Below are 22,677 nucleotides of genomic sequence, written 5' to 3' on the forward strand. Positions count from 1 at the left end.
CCCGCGAATGGGCCATGGCCAAGGCCCAGTTCGCCGTGCTCTTCGGTCAGCGCTTCACCAAAGCCCTGGCCTGACCGTGTCGTTCACTGACCGGCACGCACACGGAATTCCTGACAGTCCCCCCTGGGCCGCGATCGCCGCAGCACCCGGCACCGCCGGGGGCGATGCCGGCGAGGCATCGCTCCGGCCGGCAGGCGGCAGGCATGGCCTTAACCGCTTCGAAAACCCCGCCATGGCAGGCTCGCCGCCTATCCGTGCCGACAAAAGGTTCGTGCGGGTTCCCGATTGCCGTGTCCGGCCGACCTTGCCGGGCGCGGCGTCACCTGTGTCCGAACAAGCGGCTTGGAGCGCGAGATGTCCATTATCGGCGCATTGTCGACGACGGCAATCCAGAGCCTGACGACCACTGCGGTCGCCGGGCTGACGACGTCCGACATCCGTGCGCTGAGCTCCACCCAGGTCACGGCGCTGACCACGACGCAGATCGCGGTGCTGAACAGCACGCAGATCGCGGCGCTGGGCAGCACGCAGCTGGCCGGGCTGGAGACGACCGACCTCGCGGCGCTGGCAACCACGCAGCTCGCGGCGTTCCGCAGCTCCCAGCTCGCCGCCCTCTCCACCACCCAGGTGGCGGCGCTGTCGACGACGCAGCTGGGCGCGCTCGGCACCAGCCAGCTGGCCGGGCTGAACGCCACCCAGGTCGTCGCGCTGAGCACCACCCAGGTCGCCGCGCTGGTCTCCAGCCAGGTCGCCGGCCTGACCACCGCCCAGGTCCGCGCGCTCGAGACCACCGACCTCGCCGCCCTGTCCACCACCCAGCTGCGCGGCCTCTCCTCCGCCCAGCTCGGCGCCCTCGACACCACCCAGGCCAGCGCGCTGTCGACCACCCAGCTCTCCGGCCTCGCCACCTCCCAGCTGGTCGGCCTCGGCTCGGCCCAGCTCGGGGCGCTGAACACCACCCAGCTCGGCACCCTCAGCGCCACCCAGCTCGGCGCGCTCGGCACCGCCCAGCTGCGCGGCCTCGGCACCACCGCCATCGTCGCGCTCTCCACCACCCAGGTCGCCGGCCTCGGCTCCGCCCAGCTCGCCGGCCTGACCACCACCCAGATCCAGGCGCTCGAGACCACCGACCTCGCGGTGCTCGCCACCTCGCAGCTGCGCGGCCTCACCGCCGCCCAGCTCGGCGCCCTGTCCACCACCCAGGCCGCGGCGCTCACCACCACCCAGCTCGGCGGCCTCGCCTCCGATCAGCTCGGCGGCCTCGCCGCCACCGCCTTTGGCCAGCTCTCCACCACCCAGCTCGGCGCCCTCGCCGCCTCGCAGCTGCGCGGCCTCGGCACCGCCCAGGTCGCCGCGCTCTCCACCACCCAGGTCGCCAGCCTCACCACCACCCAGCTCGGCGGCCTCGCCTCCGGCCAGGTCGCGGCGCTGACCACCACCGGCATCGTCGCGCTGTCCACCACCCAGGTCGCCGGCCTCGGCACCACCCAGCTCGCCGGCCTCACCACCGGCCAGATGCGCGCCCTCGAGACCACCGATCTCGGCGTCCTCTCCACCACCCAGGTCCGCGCCCTCTCCACCGCCCAGCTGGCCGCCCTCGACACCACCCAGGCCAGCATCCTCTCCACCACCCAGCTCGCCGGCCTCGCCTCCTCCCAGCTCGCCGCCCTGACCACCGCCCAGGTCCAGGCCCTCAGCACCACCCAGCTCGGCGCCCTCGCCTCCTCCCAGCTCGGCGGCCTCACCTCCGCCCAGCTCGCCGCCCTCTCCACCACCCAGGTGGCGGCGCTGTCGACGACGCAGCTGGGCGCGCTCGGCACCAGCCAGCTGGCCGGGCTGAACGCCACCCAGGTCGTCGCGCTGAGCACCACCCAGGTCGCCGCGCTGGTCTCCAGCCAGGTCGCCGGCCTGACCACCGCCCAGGTCCGCGCGCTCGAGACCACCGACCTCGCCGCCCTGTCCACCACCCAGCTGCGCGGCCTCTCCTCCGCCCAGCTCGGCGCCCTCGACACCACCCAGGCCAGCGCGCTGTCGACCACCCAGCTCTCCGGCCTCGCCACCTCCCAGCTGGTCGGCCTCGGCTCGGCCCAGCTCGGGGCGCTGAACACCACCCAGCTCGGCACCCTCAGCGCCACCCAGCTCGGCGCGCTCGGCACCGCCCAGCTGCGCGGCCTCGGCACCACCGCCATCGTCGCGCTCTCCACCACCCAGGTCGCCGGCCTCGGCTCCGCCCAGCTCGCCGGCCTGACCACCACCCAGATCCAGGCGCTCGAGACCACCGACCTCGCGGTGCTCGCCACCTCGCAGCTGCGCGGCCTCACCGCCGCCCAGCTCGGCGCCCTGTCCACCACCCAGGCCGCGGCGCTCACCACCACCCAGCTCGGCGGCCTCGCCTCCGATCAGCTCGGCGGCCTCGCCGCCACCGCCTTTGGCCAGCTCTCCACCACCCAGCTCGGCGCCCTCGCCGCCTCGCAGCTGCGCGGCCTCGGCACCGCCCAGGTCGCCGCGCTCTCCACCACCCAGGTCGCCAGCCTCACCACCACCCAGCTCGGCGGCCTCGCCTCCGGCCAGGTCGCGGCGCTGACCACCACCGGCATCGTCGCGCTGTCCACCACCCAGGTCGCCGGCCTCGGCACCACCCAGCTCGCCGGCCTCACCACCGGCCAGATGCGCGCCCTCGAGACCACCGATCTCGGCGTCCTCTCCACCACCCAGGTCCGCGCCCTCTCCACCGCCCAGCTGGCCGCCCTCGACACCACCCAGGCCAGCATCCTCTCCACCACCCAGCTCGCCGGCCTCGCCTCCTCCCAGCTCGCCGCCCTGACCACCGCCCAGGTCCAGGCCCTCAGCACCACCCAGCTCGGCGCCCTCGCCTCCTCCCAGCTCGGCGGCCTCACCTCCGCCCAGCTCGCCGCCCTCTCCACCACCCAGGTGGTCGCCCTTTCCACCACCCAGGTGGCCGGCCTCGGCTCCGCCCAGCTCGGCGCGCTGACCAGCACGCTGATCCGCGCGCTGGAGACCACCGACCTCGCGGTCCTGAACGCGACGCAGCTGCGCGGCCTCTCCTCCGCCCAGGTCGGGGCGCTGGAGACCACGCAGGTCGCCGCGCTGTCGACGACGCAGCTCGCCGCGCTCGGCTCCGGCCAGGTCGCGGGCTTCACGACGACGCAGATCGGGGCGTTGTCGACCACCCAGCTCGCCGCCCTCGGCAGCACGCAGCTCGGCGGGCTGACGACGGCGCAGCTGGCGGCGCTGTCCACCACCCAGGTCACGGCGCTGACCACCACCCAGCTCGCCGCCCTGGCCCCGGCCCAGATCCCGGGCTTCGAGACGACCGACATCGTCGCGCTGTCCACCACCCAGGTCGCCGGCCTCAGCGCCACCCAGCTGGCGGCGTTGACCAGCACGCAGATCCAGGCGCTCGAGACCACCGACCTCGCGGTGCTCGGCACGGCGCAGCTCGGCGGGCTGACCACCGCCCAGTTCGGCGCGCTGACCACCACCCAGGCGACGGCGCTGACCACCACCCAGCTGGCCGCCCTCACCTCCTCCCAGGTGGCCGGCATCGGCACCACGCAGCTCTCGTCGCTCAGCACGACCCAGGTCGGCGTGCTGGGGGCCACCCAGCTGCGTGGGCTGACCAGCGCGCAGGTCGCGGCGCTGTCCACCACCCAGGTATCGGCGCTGACGACGACGCAGCTCGGCGTCCTCGGCACGAGCCAGATCCGCGGCCTCGAGGCGACGGATATCGGCGTGCTGAGCACCACCCAGGTCAGCGGCCTCAGCACCACGCAGCTGGCCGCCCTCACCACGTCCCAGCTGGTGGCGCTGACCACCACCGGGCTGGCGGCGCTGGGGACCACGCAGCTCGCCGGCCTCGGCAGCAGCCAGATCGGCGCGCTGACGACGACGCAGATCGCGGCGCTCACCAGCACCTCGATCGCCGCACTGAGCACGACCCAGATCCTGGGGCTCACCTCCACCCAGATCGGCACGCTGAGCACCACGCAGATCGCCGGCCTGGAGACGACCGACATCGCGGTGCTGAACGACAGCCAGAAGGCCGGCCTGACCGCCACGCAGGTCAGCGCCATGACCACCAACCAGATCAGCGCCCTGTTCTACTAGGCCATGCCAGGCCCGCATCCGCGGGCCCGACAAGCCCTGGCTCACCGCCTTAGGAGCATCTTCACCTGTTCGGATGATTCCATCGGGACAGGAAATGCTCGGGAGCGGAGCGCGGAGCGGCGGCAACGCCGCTCCGCATGGCCTCGCTCCGCAGATCCTGGCCTGGAGCGGCCCGAATGTCCGGATGGACACGCTGGCCGTCCCAGGGCACCGCCGACGACAACCACGCATGGGGGATGCGCAGGATGGGCATCGCCGAGCTGGTCGGCAGCGCGCAGGCGCTTTCGGCCACAGGCCGCGCGGCGGACGCTGCCGCGCTGTACCGGGACTGGACGGCGCGCAACCCCGACCACCCGGCGCTACACGCCGTGCAGTTCAACCTGGGCGTGCTGCTGGGTGCGCTGGGCGACCAGGCCGGCGCGGCCGACGCCTTCGCCGCCGCCATCCGGCACAAGCCGGATTTCCTGCCGCCCTACATCAACCTGGGCGCCGTCCTGGCCCAGGCGGGGGCCCCGGCCGAGGCGCTGGGCCATTGGCTGCACGTCACCGGCGCGCTCGCGGCCGTGACCGGGGAAAGCCTGGCCTGGAAGACCGCCGCCCTCCGGCAGATGGCGCTGACCCTGGAAGCCGCCCGGCACCTGGCGCATGCCGAGGATGCGCTGCGCCAGGTGGTGGAGCTGACCCAGGGAACCCAGCGCGACGCGGTGCAGCACTGGATCGCGCTGCGCCAGCGGCAATGCGCCTGGCCGCTGCTGCAGCCGGTCGGCGGGCTGGACCGCGCCGCGCTGCTGCGCCGCATCGCCCCGCTGAGCCTGGCGAACTATGCCGATGAGCCGCTGCTGCAGCTGGCCGTGGCGCATGCCGCCTGCCGGGAGGATGTCGGCTATCCCGACCGCGCCTTGACCATGGCCGATTTTGCCGCCCGCGCGGCGGATCTGCCGGGCCGGCGGCTGCGCGTCGGCTACCTCTCCTCCGACCTGCGGGAGCATGCGATCGGCCACCTGACCGCCGAGATGTTCGGCCTGCACGACCGCGCGGCGGTGGAGGTCTTCGTCTACTACTGCGGCATCCCGCAGGAGGATGCGACGAAGCGCCGCATCCGCGACAGCGTGGAGCACTGGCGCGACATCACCCCGCTGGACGACGACGCCGCGCTGGCGCTGCTGCTGGCCGACGGCGTCGACATCCTGGTGGACATCAACGGCCATACCCGCAGCGCCCGCAGCCGGCTGCTGGCGCGGCGGCCGGCGCCGGCCATCGTCAACTGGCTGGGATATCCCGGCACGATGGGCAGCCCCACCCACCACTACATCATCGCCGACCCGCACATCATCCCGGAAGGCTGCGAGGCCTGGTATTCCGAGAAGGTGCTGCGCCTGCCCTGCTACCAGGCGAATGACCGCCAGCGCCCGACCGGCGCCGACCGTCCCTGGACCCGGGCGGAGGCCGGCCTGCCGGAAGGCGGCATGGTCTATGCCTGCTTCAACGGCGTCCAGAAGATCACGCCCTTCGTCTTCGGCCGCTGGATGGAGATCCTCCGGCAGGTGCCGGACAGCGTGCTGTGGCTGATGCAGGGCGGCGAGACGGCGGAGCGCAGCCTGCGCGACCGAGCGCAGGCGGCCGGCATCGCGCCCGACCGCCTGGTCTTCGCCCCGGCCATCGCCAACCGCGACCATATGGGCCGCTACGGGCTGGTGGACCTGTTCCTCGACACCCTGCCCTATGGCGGGCACACCACGGCGTCAGACGCGCTCTGGGCCGGCGTGCCGGTGCTGACGGTGCCGGGCCGCAGCTTCGCCGCGCGGGTCTGCGCCAGCCTTGTACGCGCCGCCGGCCTGCCGGATTTCGTCTGCGCTGGGCCCGGGGAGTATGTGCGCCGCGCCATCGCCTATGGCCAGGACCGCGCCCTGCTTTCCCCCTACCGCGACAGGCTGGCGGCCGGGCGCGGCAGCGCCCTGCTGTTCGACACGCCACGCCTCGTCCGGGGGCTGGAAGACCTGTACCGCGTGATCCGCGCCGACATCATCGCCGGGCGGGTGCCGCAGCCGGACCTGACCAATCTCGACACCTATCTCGAGATCGGCGCGGCCATGGACCACGACGCGGCCGAGACATCCTTCCTGCCGGACTACGAGGCGCGGTGGCGTGGCGCGCTGGCCCGGCGGCAGGCCTATGCGCCGCTGCCGCCCGACCGGCGGCTCTGCCACGCCGCCGCGTCGGCCTGAGAAAAGGAAGCCCGGGATGGCGCCGCTCGACCTCTCGCCCGCCGCGACCGGGGACATGGTCGCGGACCTGCCGCTGGACCGGCTGGTGGCGCTGGCCGATGCGCTGCCGCCGGACCAGGCCGTCATCGCCTATCGCGCCTGGCTGCACGGCAACCCCGCCATGCCGCAGCGCTTCGCCGCCTGGTTCAACCTGGGCGTCCGCCTGGCGATGCTGGGCGACCGCGCCGGCGCCGCCGATGCCTATCGCCAGGCGCTGCTGGCGAAGCCCGATCTCTGGCAGGCCGCGGTCAATCTCGGCCTGTCGCTGGAGGCACTCGGGGACGGCGACGGCGCGCTCGCGGCCTGGCAGGGCGGCCTGCAGCCGGCCGAGGCGCGCACCGCGCTGCTGAACCACCAGGGCCGCCTGCTGGAGCAGCGGAAGGACTATGCCGGCGCCGAGCAGGCGCTGCTGGCCAGCCTGCTGGCCGACCCGCGGCAGCCCGACGTGATCCAGCACTGGAGCCATATCCGCCAGAAGGCCTGCCTCTGGCCGCTGCACGAGCCGGGCATCCCCGGCCTGCCGGCGGAGGACCTGGTGCTGCAATCCGGCCCGCTGGGCGCCCTGGCGCTGACCGACGACGTCGTCCTGCAGCGCCGCATCGCCGAAGCCTGGATCACCCGCAAGGTACCCGCCGCGCCCGCGCATCTGGCGCCGGCGCGCGGCTACCGGCATGACCGCATCCGGGTCGGCTACCTGTCCTCGGACTTCTGCCGGCATGCCATGGGCACCCTGATCGTCGAGCTGCTGGAGCGGCACGACCGCAGCCGCTTCGAGGTCTTCGGCTACTGCTCGAGCCGGGAGGACGGGTCCGACCTGCGGCGGCGGCTGGTCGCCGCCATGGACCACCACGTGCCGATCGCCGCCATGCCGGATGAGGACGCGGCGCGCCGCATCCGCGCCGACGAGATCGACATCCTGGTGGACCTGAACGGGCTGACCGCCGGCGCCCGGCTGCGCCTGCTGCGCTGGAAGCCGGCGCCGGTGCAGGCGACCTATCTCGGCTATATCGGGCCGGTGCCGCTGCCGGAGCTGGACTGGCTGATCTGCGACAGCCATGTGGTGCCGCCGCAGCAGGCCCTGCACTACGCGCCGCGGCCGCTGCCGCTGGATGGGCTGTACCAGGCCAATGACAGCCGCATGCCCGACCTGCCGGCCCTGACCCGGGCCGAGGAAGGCCTGCCGGAGGATGCCTTTGTCCTCTGCTGCTTCAACAATTTCTACAAGATCACCGAGAGCGTGTTCGAGGCCTGGCTGGAGATCCTGCGCCGCCTGCCGCGCGCGGTGCTGTGGCTGGCCGAGGACAATGCGCTGGGCGAGGCCAATCTCCGCGCCCGGGCCAGGCTGCGCGGCGTCGACCCGGCGCGCATCCTGGTGGCGCCGCGGACCGACCCTGCGCGCTACCTGGCGCGGCTGCGCCTCGCCGATCTCTTCCTCGACACCACGCCCTACAATGCCGGCACCGTCGCCAGCGACGCGCTGCGCATGGGGCTGCCGCTGGTGACGCTGTCCGGCCGGTCCTTCGCCTCCCGCATGGCGGGGGCGCTGCTGCGGGCGGTGGGCCTGCCGGGGCTGGCGGCGGAAACGGTGGACGACTACGTCGCCATCGCCGTGGGGCTGGGCGAGGACCCGGCACGGCATGCCGGGGTCAGGGCGGCGCTGGCAGGGGGCGAGGCCTGGCGGCGCAGCATCGGCGACAGCGCCGGCTTCACCAAGCGGATGGAAGCGGTGCTGGAGGCGATCCGCCTGACGCCCTGACTGGGCGATCCGGGCATCCGCCGGCGCTTCCGCGCCGGCGGGGAGGATTGCCGGGCATCGTCCCCGGGGATCCCGACGGGGAGGATCGCCGGGGCCCCGGATCCCCCCGGCGGTTCAGGCGGCGAGGTCCGCCGGCCTCGCCAACGGCACCCCCAGCACGCCGGCGAAATAGCCGATGGTGCGCCGCAGCCCTTCCTCCAGCGGCACCGTCGGCTGCCAGCCCAGCAGGCGGCGTGCCTTGCCGATATCGGGGCAGCGCTGCAGCGGGTCATCCGCCGGCAGGGGCTTCTGCACGAGCGGCGAGCGCGCGCCGGTCAGCCGCAGGACATGCTCGGCCAGGTCGCGCACCGTGATCTCATGTGGGTTGCCAATGTTGATCGGCCCCGTCACCTCGTCCGGCGCCGCCATCAGCCGCATCAGCCCCTCGATCAGGTCGTCGACGTAGCAGAAGGACCGGGTCTGGGTGCCTTCCCCGTACAGGGTTATGGGCTCGCCCTTCAGGGCCTGCACGATGAAGTTGGAGACCACGCGTCCGTCGTTCGGATGCATCCTCGGGCCATAGGTGTTGAAGATGCGCGCGACGCGGATGTTGACCCGGTTCTGCCGGTGGTAGTCGAAGAACAGCGTCTCGGCGCAGCGCTTGCCTTCGTCGTAGCAGGACCGCGGGCCGACGGGGTTGACGTTGCCGCGGTATTCCTCGGGCTGCGGGTGGATGGTCGGGTCCCCGTAGACCTCGCTGGTCGAGGCCTGGAGGATCCTGGCGCCGGTGCGCTTGGCCAGGCCCAGCATGTTGATCGCGCCATGCACGGAGGTCTTTACGGTCTGCACCGGGTTGTACTGGTAGTGCACCGGGCTGGCCGGGCAGGCCATGTTGTAGATCTCGTCCACCTCGACATAGAGCGGAAAGGTGATGTCGTGCCGCATCACCTCGAACCGCGGATGATCGGCGAGGTGGCGGATGTTCTCCTTGTCCCCGGTGAAGAAGTTGTCCACGCAGAGCACCTCGGCGCCATCGGCCAGCAGCCGATCGCAGAGATGCGACCCGAGGAAGCCTGCCCCACCGGTGACCAGGACCCGCTTGCGCCCGCGCTTCATGCCGCCCTCCTGCCAGACAGGGCAGGCTGGCCCGACGCGGGTTAGGGAAGCGTTACGCCGCCGCCCCGTCGATCACCGGGCCGAAGCGCTGCCACATCCGCCCATCCCAGCGGATGAGCTGAAGCTGCTGCAGCGGCCGGTAGTCGGTGGGCGAGGTATCCACCTTGATGCCGGGCAGCAGCGTCGGGATCTCCAGGCCGCGGAGATTGGCGGCTTCCCGCATGATCCTCTCCCGCGTCAGCTGGCCCTGGCACTGCGCCAGCACCTGCACCAGCACGAGCGCGACCGTGTAGCCATAGGTGTAGTAGATGTCGGTGGTGTCGGCCTCCGGCAGCCAGCGCGCCATGAAGCGGCGGTACTCCGCCATGCCGGCATCGGCCGCCCAGGCCGGGTCGTTCGGGTCCTTCAGATAGGCCGAGGACACGGTGCCGGTCGCCCGCTCCACGCCCGCGGGCTGGATGACCCCGGCGACCGAACTCGCCCCGCTGGCGATGTAGTGCGTCGCCTTCCAGCCCATCTCGTGGATCTTGCGGATGGCCATGGCGGCGAATTTCGCCGTGACGCCGGAGATCAGCACGTCGGCGCCCTGCAGGGCGATCAGCTGGCTGTCCACCGTCGGGTCCGTCACCTCGTAGGAGGCGACGCGGACGCGCTGGTCATAGGCGGCGCCCAGCACGTCGCGCAGGCCATGGACGTAGTCGCGGCCGAAATCGTCGTTCTGGTGCAGCAGGGCGAAGCGGGCATCGGGCTTCTCCGCCAGCGCATGCCGGGCGAAGACCTGCGCCTCCGTCCGCGCGCTCGGCGCGAAGCCCGTGGTCCAGGGGTTCGTCGCGTAGTCGCCCCACTTGTCACCGTTCACCGATAGGAACAAATGCGGCACCTTGCGCTGGTTCACGTAGCGCACCACGGCGTTGTTCGGCGCGGTGCCCAGCATGTTGAACAGGAAGGCGACGCGGTCCTGCTCCACCAGCCGCCGCACCTGCTCCAGCGTCTTGGGCGGGGAGAAGCCGTCGTCGTAGAGGATGTAGGTCAGGCGCCGGCCGGCGATGCCGCCGGCCTCGTTCACCATGCGGCAGACGCCCTCCACCGCGCGGCATTGCACGCCAAGGGCGGAGACGGGGCCCGACAGCGCCGTGGTGCCGCCGAAGCGGATCTCGGTCGCCGTGACGCCCGGCGTCTCCTGGGCGTGGGCAAGCCGCGGCGCGGCCAGCGCGGCGCCGGCCAGCAGCAGGGTCCTGCGGTCCATCCTGTCCTCCCTCCTTGCCGTTCCCGCTTATCTTGCAGGATCCACCAGCACCTTCACCTGGCTGGTCGGCCGCCGCAGCGCCTCGAATTCCGCCGGCAGCGCCGCCAGCCCGATCACCCCGGTGACGAAATCCTCCCAGCGGATCGCCCCGGCCTCGACATGCCGCAGCACGCGGGCGAAGTCGGCGCGGTCATAGGCGAGGACGAAGCGCAGGCTCAGTTCCTTGCGGATCGCCATGCGCGGCCGCAGCCGATCCTCCTCCATGCAGACGCCCACCACCACGATGCGGCCGCGCGGCGGCGCAAGCTCCACCATCCGCTGCAGCATCCCGGGGATGCCGACGCATTCGAAGATCAGGTCGGGCGGGCCGCCGGCGGCCGCGCGGAAGGCCTCGGCCAGGGGCGCCGCGCCGGGATCGAGCACGGCGGTGGCGCCCAGCCGCGCCGCCCTCTCCCGCCGCGCCGGCGCCGGTTCGCTGACCACCACCGCGCCGGCGCCTTCCAGCCGGGCCAGCAACGCGACCGCCAGCCCGATCGGCCCCGCGCCGGTCACCAGCACCCGGGCGCCCCGCGGCATGTCCGCCATCGCCACGGCATGGGCGCCGACCGCCAGCGGTTCCAGCAGTGCCCCCGCCTCGAACCCCACGGCGTCGGGCAGGCGCAGCGCCTGGCTGGCGCGGATGCGGACGCGTTCGGCATAGGCGCCGGGCGCGGCGGGGGAGAAGCCCTGGCCGCGGACGCCGGGACAGGTGGCGGCCAGGCCCTGGCGGCATTCACCCGCCGGCTCGCACTCCGCGCAGGGGGCGAAGGGGATGCCGGCGACGCGGTCGCCCGCACGGAAGGCGGGGTCGCCGGAGGCGATGACCGTGCCGGCGAATTCATGGCCCAGCACCGTGCCGGGGCGGAGGCCATAATCCGGCACGTCGGAGGCATGCAGGTCGCTGCCGCAGATGCCGCAGGCCGCCACCTGCAGCAGCAGGTCGCCGGGGCCGATCTCCGGCTCCGGCTGGTCGCGCAGCGCCAGCGGGCGCCCGATGCCTTCGAAGACGGCGGCGCGCATGGACGTTTCCCCGTGTTTGACTAGCAGGCTATGCGTTTCGCGCGGCCCCGCGCAAGCGGAAGGAAAGGCTGACGTTCCGGCGCCCCGCCCCCATCTCACCGCGTGATGACGCCTGCTTCGCCCTTCCTCGACATCCGCCGGATCTATGTCGAGCCCGCGGCCGAGGCGCTGCCGCGCGGCCAAGCGGTGCTGGCCCGCTTCCCGCAGGCGGAACGCATCCCGGTCGCGTCCCACTGGCGCATCCCGGAGCTGCGGGACGGCGATCCGGGCGACTACCTGCGGCCGAAGCGGGAGGCGCTGGTGCTGGGCGTGAAGAAGGGCCTGACCTTCCGCCCGAATGGCCGCAGCGCGGACTTCATCGCCCCCTCCACCTCCAATGGCTGCGCCATGGCCTGCGCCTATTGCTACGTCGCGCGGCGCAAGGGGCATGCGAACCCGATCACCGTCTTCGCCAATATCGAGGAGGTGCTGGCCGCCACCGCCCGCCATGTCGGGCAGCAGGGCCCTAAGCGGGCGCCGAACCAGGTGGACCCGCGCGACTGGGTCTACGACCTCGGCGAGAACGGCGACCTCTCGGTCGATGCCATACTGTCGGACAATGTCCGCGACCTGGTCGCGCTGTTCCGCGGCCTGCCGAACGCCAAGGGCAGCTTCGCCACCAAATGGGTGAACCCGGACCTGCTCGGCTACGACCCGCAAGGCCGGACGCGCATCCGCATGTCGCTGATGCCGCACGGGCTGGCGAAGCTGCTGGATGTCCGCACCGCGCCGGTCGCCGCCCGCATCGCCGCCATCCCCGAGCTCCACCGGGCCGGCTACGAGATGCAGGTGAATTTCTCGCCGGTGGTGCTGCGGGAGGGCTGGGAGGCGGAGTGGGGCGCGCTGTTCGATGAGCTGGACGACACCCTGCCCGCCGCGGTGAAGGACCAGCTGGCGGCCGAGATCATCATGCTGACCCACAATGCCGCGCTGCACGAGGTGAACCTCGCCTGGCACCCGAAGGCCGAGGAGCTGCTCTGGCGCCCCGACATCCAGGAGGAGAAGCGCAGCGAATCCGGCGCGGTGAACCTGCGCTACCGCACGGGGTGGAAGGGCCGCTGGCTGCAGCGCTTCCGCGACCTGCTGGCGGCACGCATGCCCTATTGCACGGTGCGCTATGCCTTTTGACGCCCTTCCCCCGGCAAGGCCCTGGGTGCCGCGACGCGTGCTGGCGACCCGAGCCGCGCTGTCCTGGGCGGAGGGCGCGGCGATGGCGGAGCGCGCCGCGGCGCTGGGCGCCGAGGTGGTGCGGCTGCAGGGCGACCGGCTGACCGGCCTGCCCGACACCTACCGCGATGCCAAGTCCACGCTGGCGCTGGTGGTGGCGCCGCCATCGCGGCGCCGGCCGCAGCCCATCCCGCCCAGTGCCGACTGGCGCTTCGACCTCGCCACCGGCTGCCCGGCGCATTGCCAGTATTGCTACCTCGCGGGCTCCCTCGCCGGGCCGCCGATCATCCGCGCCTATGCCAACCTGCCGGAGATCCTGACCGCGCTGCCGCCGCTGCTGGGCCAGGGCCAGGTCACGTCGCGCAATGCCGCGCGCGCGGCGGAGGGCACGACCTTCGAAGGATCCTGCTACACCGACCCGCTGGGGCTGGAGCACATCACCGGCGCCCTCGGCACCGCCATCCGCTTCTTCGGCGCATGGGACGCCGCGGTGCAGTTCCGCTTCACCACGAAATACGACGGGGTCGCGCCGCTGCTGGGCCTGCCGCATGCCCGCCGCACGCGCATCCGCATCTCGGTCAATGCCAGGGGCGCCGAACGCTTCGAGGGTGGCGCACCGCGCATGGCCGCGCGGCTCTCGGCCCTGCGGCAGGCGGCACTGGCGGGCTACCGCATCGGCCTGACCGTCGCGCCGATCCTGCCCGTGCCGAACTGGCAGGCGGAGTATGACCGGCTGCTGGCGGACTGCGCCGCGGCGCTGTCCGGCGTGCCGGATCCGGACCTGACGGTGGAACTCTTCACCCACCGCTTCACCGAGGGCTCCCGCGCGGTGCTGCGCGGCTGGTATCCCGGCAGCGCGCTGCCGATGGACGAGGCCGGGCGGACGCGGAAGACGACGAAGTTCGGCGGCACGAAACACGTCTTCCCGAAGCAGCGGATGATGGAACTACGGGCCGCGCTCGAGGCCAGCCTGGCGCGCCACCTGCCGCAGGCGCGCCAGCTCTACTGGACCTGAGCGGCGCGACCGCGGACCGCGTCCGGTCCCGAACGCCATCCGCGGTGCATCCTTGCCGGTCGCAAGGCTCCGCCCGGCGGCGATCCGCCTATTCGAAGCGGTTGCTCTTCGGGAAGCCGTTCGGCGGCAGCTTGCCGGCGCCGGCGCGGTTGCCGCGCCAGGTCGTCAGGTCGGTCTCCACCCGCTGCCGGTCGCCCAGCATCCAGCTCAGCCCTTCCTTCCGGGCGAAGACCTTCAGGTCCGACAGCTCGGCATCCTTGTAGCTCTGCAGCTGCACGCCGCGGCCGCGCGCCATCTCCGGCACCTGGTCCAGCGGGAAGAGCAGCAGCTTGCGGTTGGTGCCGATGACCGCGACCGTGTCGCCCTCCACCGGGGCGCAGGCGCAGGCCTCCTTGCCGGCCTCCACCACCAGCACCTGCTTGCCGGTCCGCTTCTCGGCCAGCAGGTCCTCCCCCTTCACCACGAAGCCGCGGCCATCGGTGGCGGCGACCAGATAGCGCTTCCCGTCCGCATGCACGAACATGTGGGTGATGGCGTCCTCGTTCGTCAGGTCCACCATCAGCCGCACCGGCTGGCCGTCGCCGCGGCCGCGCGGGATGGCCTCCGCCTTCAGGGTATAGGCCTTGCCGTTGGTGGCGAAGATGACGATGCGGTCGGTGCTCTGCGCATGCACCCAGGTATGCAGGCCGTCGCCTTCCTTGAAGCGTAGCTCGGCATCCTCGGCGATGTGGCCCTTCTGGGCGCGGATCCAGCCCTTCTCGGACAGGATGACGGTGATCGGCTCCTTCTCGACGAAGGCGGCCTCGTCCACCAGCACCGCCGGCAGGACGCGGCCCGTCTCGGTCCGCCGGGTGCCCAGGGCGCCGGCGCCGAACTTCTCCTGCGTCGCGCGCAGCTCGGCCTCGATCGTTTCCCAGCGCCTGCCTTCGGACTGCATAAGCCCCTGCAGCGCCTTCTGCTCCTTCGCGAGCTTCGTGTGCTCCTTGCGGATCTCCATCTCCTCGAGCTTGCGCAGCGCGCGCAGCCGCATGTCGAGGATGGCGTTGGCCTGCACCTCGGTCAGCTCGAAGCGCGCCATCAGCGCATCCTTCGGCTTGTCCTCCTCGCGGACGATGCGGATGACCTCGTCGAGGTTGAGGTAGACGATCAGGTAGCCGGCGAGGATCTCGAGCCGCCGCGCGATGGCGGCGAGGCGGTGCTCGGTGCGCCGCACCAGCACCACATGGCGGTGGTCCAGCCAGGACCACACCACCTCCGGCAGGCCCATGACGCGCGGGGTGCGGTCGGCATCCAGCACGTTCATGTTCAGCGGGATGCGCGCCTCCAGCGCCGTGGCGCGGAACAGCGTCTCCATCATCACCGCCGGGTCGACCGTGCGGCTCTTCGGCTCCAGCACGATGCGGACGATGTCCGTGCTCTCGTCGCGGATGTCGCCCAGCAGGGGAAGCTTCTTCTCCTCCATGAGCTGGGCGATCTGCTCGATCAGCTTCGCCTTGGCGACCTGGTAGGGGATCTCGGAGACAACGACCTGCCAGGTGCCGTTCTTGCCCGCCACCTTCTCCCAGCGCGCCCGCACCCGGAAGCCGCCGCGGCCGGTGGCATAGGCCTCCCGCACCGCCTCCTTCGGCTCCACCAGCACGCCGCCGGTCGGGAAATCGGGGCCGGGCAGCACCTTCAGCATCGGCGCCAGGCAAGTCTCAAGGAACTCGGCGCGCTTCGACGGCGCCGCGCCCTCCTCGAGCGCCGGCGCCATGAGCCGCACCTGCTCCAAGGTGAGCTTGCGCTCGCGGAACACCTCCAGCTGCGCCAGCGCCGCGGCGCAGAGCTCCCCGGCATTGTGCGGCGGGATGCTGGTCGCCATGCCGACGGCGATGCCGTTGGCGCCATTCGCCAGCAGGTTCGGGAAGGCGGCCGGCAGCACCACCGGCTCCTGCTCCTCCCCGTCATAGGTGGCGCGGAAATCGACGGTGTCCTCGTCGATCCCGGCCAGCATGGCCTGGGCGACCTCGGTCAGCCGCGCCTCGGTGTAGCGCATGGCCGCGGCGTTATCGCCGTCGATATTGCCGAAATTCCCCTGGCCCTCGACCAGCGGGTAGCGGGCGGCGAAATCCTGCGCCAGCCGCACCATGGCGTCGTAGATCGCGGCGTCGCCATGCGGGTGGTATTTGCCCATCACGTCGCCGACGATGCGGGCGCATTTCTTGAAGCCCGCCGCCGGGTCCAGCTTCAGCTGGTGCATGGCCCAGAGCAGGCGGCGATGCACCGGCTTCAGCCCGTCCCGCACATCCGGCAGGCTGCGGGACATGATGGTGGACAGGGCATAGGCTAGGTAGCGCTCGGACAGCGCATCGGCCAGCCGGGCATCCTTGATGTTGCCCCCTTCGGGACCGGCCGGCGGAAGCTTGATGTCGTCGGGCATGGATCCGGGATTCGCGCTATGTTCCCGGGTCTTCTAGCGCCTCCGACCGGCCGGCGCCACCGCGGCGCGGCCAGCCTCCCTGCCGGTCCTCCCGGCCGGTCAGGCCGGCGGGGCGGCGTCCCCGGCCAGCAGGTACTGCCCGACCAGGGAGAATTCGGCCACCGGCCCGCTGTCGCCGGCCCGCTGGAAGACGAAGACCAGGTCGTAGCGCGCCTCCGCCTTGCCGCCCGGCCAGAGCGGCCCCTCGGGCCAGGCGGAGGGGACGCGCCATCCATGGGCCAGCGCGGCCGGCGTGCCGGTCTGGGTCAGGATCTCCTGCGCGATGCCGGGCGTCTTGCCATCCGTCTGCAGCAGCGGGATCAGTTCGTGCTGCCAGCAGATCAGCACCGGGCCGTCGCAGGCCAGCGCGGCGGTCACCATGGCGGCGTAGTCGTCCTTGGCGAAGCTGGTGTTCACCGCCAGGCCGAGCGCGGCGGCGACGCCGTCCAGCGTCTCCGCCGGCCGCTTGCTGGGCGAATGCCGGTCGGCCAGCGTGCCGGGATCCGCGGCGAACAGGTATTGCGGCACGACGAGCGGCGGGCGGGGCGCCGCGCCAGGTGCCCGCGGCGCGAGGAGGGAGACGAGGCCGCCCGCGCGCTGCCAGCCCTGCGTCACCAGATGCTCCGCGCCGTCCTTCGCGCCGGCGAAGCTGCCGGTGGCATCCACGCCGGCATAGGCGGTCGCGGCCGCCCCGTAGCTGTCCGGCTTCTCCGCATGCCGGATGACCATGATCGTGCTGGTCCCCATCTGGCGTCTCCCCTCCGCCTGCCTGCCCCGCCCGTCAGCGACCGAGCGCGGCCATGACCTCCTCCACCGTCTCCCGCACCGCGACGTCGTTGCGGAGGCGCAACCCAGCCATCACCAGGGAGGCGCGCGCGCCTTCGGCGTGACGCTCGGGCGAGCGGCGGACGATCACGACCCGCTCCGGCGCCACGTAGAGCCGGCGGTTCGCAAGGTCGGTCAGGGGCACCAGGCGCAGCCCGGCGGCCATCAGCCGCTGCGCCACCGCCTCCACCGGCTCGATGCTCTGCTGCTGGACATAGGAGATGGTGTCGATCGCCGTCGCCTGGTCCACGCGGGCCACGCGCACGACCTGCGACACCGCGAGATGCACCGGCACCTCGCCGCCGCTCGGCACCAGCTCGATGAAGCGGGCGGGCTCGGCACCCGCCGGCGCACCCACGGGCGCGGCCAGCAGCGCGGCAAGGACCAGGGCGGTCAGCCGGAGACGGGCGAGCGGCATGGCGAAGCCTCCGCGGCGGGTGCGAACCGGAGGCTTGCACGCGCCGCCGCCTGCCACAACCGCAGCCTGCCGGCATCGGCCGGGATCAGCCGCGGTGGCAGCCCGTCGCCGGATGGGCCGGACAGGGCCGCGAGGAATGTTCCTGCACCGGGCCGAGCGGCGCCCGCACGGACCCGCCTGCGCCGCGGCCGCGGGCCCTGTGGCGGCAATCGGCCCTGCGAAGCGATGCCCCGTGGCGACACGTGCCGGCGGCGACAGGCACCGACGGGCCGCACTGCACGCACGCTCACGGGCCGGGCCGGGCGGCGTCCTGGACCTCCGGCCCGGCCATCGCCGCCACCCGGTCCTGCAGCAGCGCCCGCGCCTGCGGCAGCCCGCCCGGCCGGTCGCCGAGGACATCGCGGGCGAGGAAATGCCCGGTCAGCCGCAGGCCGGCCAGCCACTCCGCCGGCCCCTCCCCGCCCCATTGCCCCAGCAGGTAGCGCGGCAGCGGCAGCAGCCGGTGCCGCCAGGGCTCGCCGGCGGCGGCGCTGACGGCGCGGCCGGTGCGGGGCGACACCCAGACCAGGTCGTCCGCCGCACCCGTGACGGCGCAGCGCGCGAGGTCCAGGCCGTAGCCCAGCTCGGCCAGCAGCGCCGCTTCCCAGCGGACCAGGTCGGGCAGCAGCGCCGCCGCACCCTCCCCCAGGCGCGCGACCAGGGAGAGCAGGCCCTGGAAGCAGCGAGGATAGGGCTCGCGCTCCGGCAGCGCGGCCTCCGCCACCGCGCAGGCGGCATTCAGCAGGGCCAGCGCCAGCGGGTCGTCCAGCGCCAGCGCCGCGGCCGGGTGCACCAGCTCGCCGGTCAGGCTGCCGAGCTGCTCGGCCAGCCGCGCCACCCAGCGCGCCTCCACGAGGTTGCCGCGCTGCCAGACCGGTGCCTGGGCGCGGGAGGCGCCGCCGCGGGCCAGCCCGGCATGCCGTCCCTGCGCCTCCGTCAGCAGCGAGACCACCGCGCCGCTCTCGCCGAGCGGGCGGGCGTCCAGCACGATGGCGGGGCCCTGCCATTCCATGGCCGCAGCATATGGGGTGGCGGGAACGGAAAGCGAAATACGGCCGGCGATGCCGCCGTCGCGCCCCGCGCCGATCCGGCCTACACCACGGCCGATGCCCCAGGACGACGACGAGGACGAGGAGGCCGGCCCGCCCGGCCTGCCCCCCGGCACCCCCTTCTACATGACGCCCGGCGGCGCCGCCGCGCTGGCGGCGGAGCTGCGGCGCCTGTGGTCCGAGGAGCGGCCGAAGGTGGTGGAGGTGGTGAGCTGGGCGGCCGGCCTCGGCGACCGGTCGGAGAATGCCGACTACCAGTATGGCAAGCGCCGGCTCCGCGAGATCGACCGCCGCGTCCGCTTCCTGCGCAAGCGGCTGGAGCGGGTGCAGGTGGTGGACCCCTCCGCGCAGGCCAAGCGCGACCAGGTCTTCTTCGGCGCCACCGTCACCTATGCGCGGGAGGATGACCGGGAAGTCACGGTGACGATCGTCGGCGTGGACGAGGCGGACAGCGCCGCCGGCCGGATCTCCTGGGTCTCGCCGGTGGCGCGCACCCTGCTCGGGAAGCGCGTCGGCGACCTCGTCACCCTGCGCACGCCGCAGGGCAGCGAGCAGATCGAGGTGGTGGCGATCGCCTATCCCGCGGCCTGACGACCCGGGCGCGGCGGCGGCCGCGATGGCCGCGGGCGACGCCGCATGCATCCCGCCGACGCGCGCCGGCAGGACACCCGCGCGGCACGGCGCAGGCACGCAACGGACCGCCGCCGCCGGCGTTGGCGCCGGATGAGCGAAGCGCCCGCCCGCCCCACCCCGCCCCGCTTCCAGGATCATGGGGCGGCCGCACTGCCCGCCGTGACGCTGGACACCTACAATGCCGAGCTGCGGACGCCGGACGGCTTCCTCGGCGACCGCGCCAGCAGCCGCGCCTTCCGCGCCATCCTGGAGGATTGGCGGAAGACCCTGCGGGCCGCCGGCCAGGCGGACCCGTTGGGCGAGGCGAAGAGCGCCGACATTCCCCGCAAGCGGCTGGACGAGCTGCTGGCGGACGGCGCGCCGGAGGTGGCCGGCCTAGTCCACAGCGTGGTGGAGGAATTCGCCCAGAACCTCGCCGCCGTGCTGCGCGCCCTGCTGCAGGAGAAGGACTGGCAGGGCACCGAGCGGATCGTCATCGGCGGCGGCATGCGCGGCAACCGGGTGGGGGAGCTGGCGATCGGCCGCGCCGCCATGCTGCTGCGGGCGGAGAAGGTGGAGGTGGACCTGGTCCCGATCCGCCACGACCCGGACGAGGCGGGGATGATCGGCGTCGTCCATCTCGCCCCGCCCTGGATCTTCAAGGGGCACGACGCCGTCCTGGCGGTAGATATCGGCGGATCGAACATCCGCGCCGGCCTCGTCCGGCCGCACCTGAAGAAGGCCCCCGACCTGTCCGAGGCCTGCATGTGGGAATGCGAGATCTGGCAGCACCGCGCCGACAGGCCGGCGCGGGAGGCGGCGATCGACCGGCTCTGCGCCATGATGCTCGACCTGGTCCGCAAGGCGGAGAAGCGCGACCTGCACCTCGCCCCCTTCATCGGCGTGGGCTGCCCCGGCCAGATCGAGCCGGATGGCAGCATCGCCGCCGGCGCGCAGAACCTGCCCGGCAATTGGGAGAGCAGCCGCTTCAACCTGCCGCAGCGCCTGCGCAACGCCCTGCCGGAGATCGACGGCCACGAGACGGTGGTGGTCATGCACAACGACGCGGTGGTGCAGGGCCTCAGCCAGATCCCCTGGATGGGCGACGTGACGCGCTGGGGCGTGCTCACCATCGGCACCGGCCTGGGCAATGCCCGCTTCACCAACCGGCCGCGCTGAGGCGGGCCTGCAGGCGGCCGCGACGCGTCCCGGCGGGCCCTCCCCTCGCATGGCGGTGCCGCGGCCCCGTCATGCGGCCGGCATCGGCTGCAGCCGCGTCCCGGGCTGGCCCCGGCATGGCGCGCCGGCCTGCCGCCGGTTCCCGTGCGGCCCCGTCGGATGCCGGGCCGCCGCGCGGCGTGCCTCCCCCCGCAGGCAGGGACCTGTGGCGGATCGGCGTCCGGCCGGGGATGCGATCAGGCCCGCGGCACCGCTTGCCAGCCCGCACGGCGCGGCGGACAAACCGCTGCGGGGCGATGGATGCGGGGCCGGGGCATGATGCGGGACGGGGCGGGCAGGATGGATGAGGCGCCGGAGGCCATCCTCGCCGCGCTGGACCGCGACGCCCGGCGGATCGAGACGCCCTGCGGCGCGGGCCGCATGGCCTGGCGGGTCTGGGGGCCGGCGGACGAGGATGCCGCGCCGCTCGTGCTGTTCCATGGCGGCAGCGGGTCCTGGCGGCACTGGGCCCGCAACATCCTGCCGCTCGCGCGGCACCGGCTGGTGGTCTGCCCGGACCTGCCGGGCCTGGGCGAGAGCGCCCTGCCGCCACCGGCCGACACGCCCGCGCCGGTCGCGGCGGTGGTGCGGGCCGGCCTCGCCGACATCCTTGGCCCCGGCCGGCGCTACGACCTCTGCGGCTTCTCCTTCGGCGCCCTGCTCGCCGGCCATGTCGCGGCCCAGGCGGGGGAGGAGCTGCGCAGCGTCACCCTGGTCGGCGCCGGCGCGCTCGGCCTGCGGCGGCAGGTGACGGAGCTGGTCAAGGTCCGCAGCGTGGCGGGCGAGGCACGCCTCGCCGCGCATCGGCACAACCTCGCCAGCCTGATGTTCGCCGATGCGCACAACATCGATGCGCTCGCCCTGGCGATCCAGGAAGCCAACACCCAGGCCGCCCGGTTCAAGAGCCGCGGCTTCGCCAGCAGCACCTCGCTGAAGGACGCCATCGCCAGGGCGCGCTGCCCGGTGGCGCTGCTCTACGGGGAGCGGGACGCGATCGCCTGGCCGGAGCTCGAGCTGCGCTTCCAGGCGCTGCGGGAGGTGCAGCCGGAGGCCTGGACGGGCGTCATCCCCGGCGCCGGCCACTGGGTGGCCTATGAGGCCGCCGAGGCGTTCAACGCCGTCCTGCTCGACATGCTGCGCCGGCGCATCGGCTTGTAGCGGCCGGCCCGGCCATGGCATGAGCCGCGCCGGGAGGGACAGGGACCATGGGCCGATCGCGGGGAACGGGGCGGCGTGCGCTGCTGGCGGCGGGGCTGGGCGGGCTGGCGCTGCCGGCGCGGGCCGACTGGGCGCCGCCGCGGCAGGTGCGGCTGGTGGTCCCCTTCCCGCCCGGCGGCGGCGCCGACACCACGGCGCGGCTCTTCGCCCCGGTCTTCCAGGGCATGCTCGGCCAGCCGGTGGTGGTGGAGAACCGGGCCGGCGCCGGCGGCACCATCGGCGCGCAGGAAGCCGCGCGCAGCGCGCCGGACGGCACGACGCTGCTGGTCGATGCCGCCAACCAGGCGGTCGCCCCCTTCATCTTCCGCAACCTCGCCTTCGACTACGCCACCGCCTTCACCCCGGTCAGCCGGGTCACCGTCTATCCGCTGGTGCTCGTGGTGCGGCCGGAAAGCCCCCTCCGCAGCCTGGCGGCACTGCTGGACCGGGCACGGGCGCAGCCGGGCCGGCTGACCTACTCCTCCTCGGGCAACGCGGTGTCCAACCACATCGCCATGGCGGTGCTGGCCAGCCGCGCCCGGGTGGAGCTGATCCATGCGCCCTATCGCGGCGGTGGGCCGGCGCTACAGGCGGTGCTGGCCGGCGATGTCGATCTCGGCTTCGCCACCGTCGCCTCCGCCGCCGCGCTGGTGCAGGACGGGCGGCTGCGGGCGCTGGCGGTGTCCACCGCCACCCGGGTCGCGGCACTGCCGGAGGTGGCAACGGTCGCCGAGCAGGGCTTCCCGGGCTTCGACCAGGCGGAGTGGAACGGCCTCTACGGCCCGGCCGGGCTGCCGGAGGCGGCGGTGGCGCGGCTGCATGCCGCCTGCCAGGCGGCGCTGGCCGATGTCGCCGTGCAGCAGCGGCTGGCGGCGCTGGGCGCCATCGGCCTGGGCAGCGCGCCGGCGGAATTCGCCGCCTATCTGCGGCAGGAACGGGAAGCGATGGCAGCGCTGGTGCGAGAGGCCCGCATCACCGTGGATTGACGCCGCCCGCGCAGTCCGGGCGCCCGCCGGCGGCGCGCGGCCCGGCGCGATGGCGGCGCGGCGCGGGGCCGCCCCCCGATCGGGACGCGAGGGCGGCGCAGCCTTC

At 73.4% G+C, this 22,677-nt stretch carries 16 protein-coding genes; 9 read left to right on the top strand and 7 right to left on the bottom strand.

Annotated features, from left to right (window positions below; genetic code table 11):
• Positions 1-354: 354 nt before the first annotated feature.
• From E2C05_RS15845 to E2C05_RS15855, 3 genes are all read left to right on the top strand, one after another.
• Positions 355-4,128 carry a beta strand repeat-containing protein gene (locus E2C05_RS15845; protein ID WP_133220621.1) on the top strand — a complete coding sequence of 1,258 codons (3,774 nt, stop codon included), beginning with the start codon at positions 355-357 and terminating at the stop codon, positions 4,126-4,128.
• 245 nt (positions 4,129-4,373) lie between these two features.
• Positions 4,374-6,353: an O-linked N-acetylglucosamine transferase, SPINDLY family protein gene (locus E2C05_RS15850; protein WP_133220622.1), complete on the top strand. Its 1,980-nt coding sequence runs from the start codon at positions 4,374-4,376 to the stop codon at positions 6,351-6,353.
• Between the two features lie 16 nt (positions 6,354-6,369).
• Positions 6,370-8,148, top strand: a complete 1,779-nt coding sequence (locus E2C05_RS15855; RefSeq protein WP_133220623.1) for an O-linked N-acetylglucosamine transferase, SPINDLY family protein — start codon at positions 6,370-6,372, stop codon at positions 8,146-8,148.
• A 114-nt stretch (positions 8,149-8,262) separates the two neighbouring features.
• Here E2C05_RS15855 and E2C05_RS15860 read toward each other — a convergent pair whose 3' ends face one another.
• From E2C05_RS15860 to E2C05_RS15870, 3 genes are read right to left on the bottom strand one after another with little or no spacing between them, the layout of a single operon-like run.
• Positions 8,263-9,243: a UDP-glucuronic acid decarboxylase family protein gene (locus E2C05_RS15860; protein WP_133220624.1), complete on the bottom strand. Its 981-nt coding sequence runs from the start codon at positions 9,241-9,243 to the stop codon at positions 8,263-8,265.
• A 52-nt stretch (positions 9,244-9,295) separates the two neighbouring features.
• On the bottom strand, positions 9,296-10,489 hold the full coding sequence (locus E2C05_RS15865; protein ID WP_133220625.1) for an ABC transporter substrate-binding protein: 1,194 nt from the start codon (positions 10,487-10,489) through the stop codon (positions 9,296-9,298).
• A gap of 27 nt (positions 10,490-10,516) precedes the next feature.
• Entirely contained in the window at positions 10,517-11,548 is a 1,032-nt protein-coding gene (locus E2C05_RS15870; protein ID WP_133220626.1) for a zinc-binding dehydrogenase, read from the bottom strand.
• A 105-nt stretch (positions 11,549-11,653) separates the two neighbouring features.
• Here E2C05_RS15870 and E2C05_RS15875 point away from each other — a divergent pair, with 105 nt between their 5' ends.
• A complete protein-coding gene (locus E2C05_RS15875; protein ID WP_133220627.1) occupies positions 11,654-12,715 on the top strand; it encodes a spore photoproduct lyase family protein in 1,062 nt (353 codons plus the stop codon).
• A gap of 37 nt (positions 12,716-12,752) precedes the next feature.
• Positions 12,753-13,769: an SPL family radical SAM protein gene (locus E2C05_RS15880; RefSeq protein ID WP_200305648.1), complete on the top strand. Its 1,017-nt coding sequence runs from the start codon at positions 12,753-12,755 to the stop codon at positions 13,767-13,769.
• A gap of 88 nt (positions 13,770-13,857) precedes the next feature.
• Here the strand turns inward: E2C05_RS15880 and E2C05_RS15885 are convergent, their stop codons facing one another.
• The 4 genes from E2C05_RS15885 to recO form a co-directional block, all read right to left on the bottom strand.
• Positions 13,858-16,188 (bottom strand): DNA topoisomerase IV subunit A, encoded by a 2,331-nt coding sequence (locus E2C05_RS15885; protein WP_133220629.1) that lies wholly within the window; start codon positions 16,186-16,188, stop codon positions 13,858-13,860.
• Between the two features lie 99 nt (positions 16,189-16,287).
• Entirely contained in the window at positions 16,288-16,974 is a 687-nt protein-coding gene (locus tag E2C05_RS15890; protein WP_133220630.1) for a hypothetical protein, read from the bottom strand.
• Positions 16,975-17,008: 34 nt separating this feature from the next.
• The gene (locus tag E2C05_RS15895; RefSeq protein ID WP_133220631.1) at positions 17,009-17,470 is read right to left on the bottom strand and encodes a hypothetical protein; all 462 of its coding nucleotides are present in this window, start codon (positions 17,468-17,470) and stop codon (positions 17,009-17,011) included.
• A 286-nt stretch (positions 17,471-17,756) separates the two neighbouring features.
• Positions 17,757-18,521, bottom strand: a complete 765-nt coding sequence (gene recO, locus E2C05_RS15900; protein WP_133220632.1) for a DNA repair protein RecO — start codon at positions 18,519-18,521, stop codon at positions 17,757-17,759.
• Between the two features lie 94 nt (positions 18,522-18,615).
• Here recO and greB point away from each other — a divergent pair, with 94 nt between their 5' ends.
• From greB to E2C05_RS15920, 4 genes are all read left to right on the top strand, one after another.
• Entirely contained in the window at positions 18,616-19,149 is a 534-nt protein-coding gene (gene greB / locus E2C05_RS15905; protein ID WP_133220633.1) for a transcription elongation factor GreB, read from the top strand.
• Between the two features lie 132 nt (positions 19,150-19,281).
• Positions 19,282-20,349, top strand: a complete 1,068-nt coding sequence (locus tag E2C05_RS15910; protein WP_133220634.1) for an ROK family protein — start codon at positions 19,282-19,284, stop codon at positions 20,347-20,349.
• 339 nt (positions 20,350-20,688) lie between these two features.
• Positions 20,689-21,546 carry an alpha/beta fold hydrolase gene (locus E2C05_RS15915; RefSeq protein ID WP_158292161.1) on the top strand — a complete coding sequence of 286 codons (858 nt, stop codon included), beginning with the start codon at positions 20,689-20,691 and terminating at the stop codon, positions 21,544-21,546.
• A 47-nt stretch (positions 21,547-21,593) separates the two neighbouring features.
• Entirely contained in the window at positions 21,594-22,571 is a 978-nt protein-coding gene (locus E2C05_RS15920) for a tripartite tricarboxylate transporter substrate binding protein (protein ID WP_133220636.1), read from the top strand.
• Positions 22,572-22,677: the final 106 nt, after the last annotated feature.

Origin of the sequence: Paracraurococcus ruber (assembly GCF_004353985.1) — a bacterium.
In the GTDB taxonomy this organism is placed as follows: Bacteria; Pseudomonadota; Alphaproteobacteria; order Acetobacterales; family Acetobacteraceae; genus Paracraurococcus; species Paracraurococcus ruber.

Coding starts and splice junctions, on each gene's coding strand:
- E2C05_RS15860 (WP_133220624.1), bottom strand. CDS start 9,243: ATGAAGCGCGGGCGCAAGCGGGTCCTGGTCACCGGTGGGGCAGGCTTC.
- E2C05_RS15875 (WP_133220627.1), top strand. CDS start 11,654: ATGACGCCTGCTTCGCCCTTCCTCGACATCCGCCGGATCTATGTCGAG.
- E2C05_RS15920 (WP_133220636.1), top strand. CDS start 21,594: ATGGGCCGATCGCGGGGAACGGGGCGGCGTGCGCTGCTGGCGGCGGGG.
- E2C05_RS15865 (WP_133220625.1), bottom strand. CDS start 10,489: ATGGACCGCAGGACCCTGCTGCTGGCCGGCGCCGCGCTGGCCGCGCCG.
- E2C05_RS15890 (WP_133220630.1), bottom strand. CDS start 16,974: ATGGGGACCAGCACGATCATGGTCATCCGGCATGCGGAGAAGCCGGAC.
- E2C05_RS15895 (WP_133220631.1), bottom strand. CDS start 17,470: ATGCCGCTCGCCCGTCTCCGGCTGACCGCCCTGGTCCTTGCCGCGCTG.
- E2C05_RS15850 (WP_133220622.1), top strand. CDS start 4,374: ATGGGCATCGCCGAGCTGGTCGGCAGCGCGCAGGCGCTTTCGGCCACA.
- recO (WP_133220632.1), bottom strand. CDS start 18,521: ATGGAATGGCAGGGCCCCGCCATCGTGCTGGACGCCCGCCCGCTCGGC.
- greB (WP_133220633.1), top strand. CDS start 18,616: ATGCCCCAGGACGACGACGAGGACGAGGAGGCCGGCCCGCCCGGCCTG.
- E2C05_RS15845 (WP_133220621.1), top strand. CDS start 355: ATGTCCATTATCGGCGCATTGTCGACGACGGCAATCCAGAGCCTGACG.
- E2C05_RS15870 (WP_133220626.1), bottom strand. CDS start 11,548: ATGCGCGCCGCCGTCTTCGAAGGCATCGGGCGCCCGCTGGCGCTGCGC.
- E2C05_RS15910 (WP_133220634.1), top strand. CDS start 19,282: ATGAGCGAAGCGCCCGCCCGCCCCACCCCGCCCCGCTTCCAGGATCAT.
- E2C05_RS15855 (WP_133220623.1), top strand. CDS start 6,370: ATGGCGCCGCTCGACCTCTCGCCCGCCGCGACCGGGGACATGGTCGCG.
- E2C05_RS15915 (WP_158292161.1), top strand. CDS start 20,689: ATGGATGAGGCGCCGGAGGCCATCCTCGCCGCGCTGGACCGCGACGCC.
- E2C05_RS15885 (WP_133220629.1), bottom strand. CDS start 16,188: ATGCCCGACGACATCAAGCTTCCGCCGGCCGGTCCCGAAGGGGGCAAC.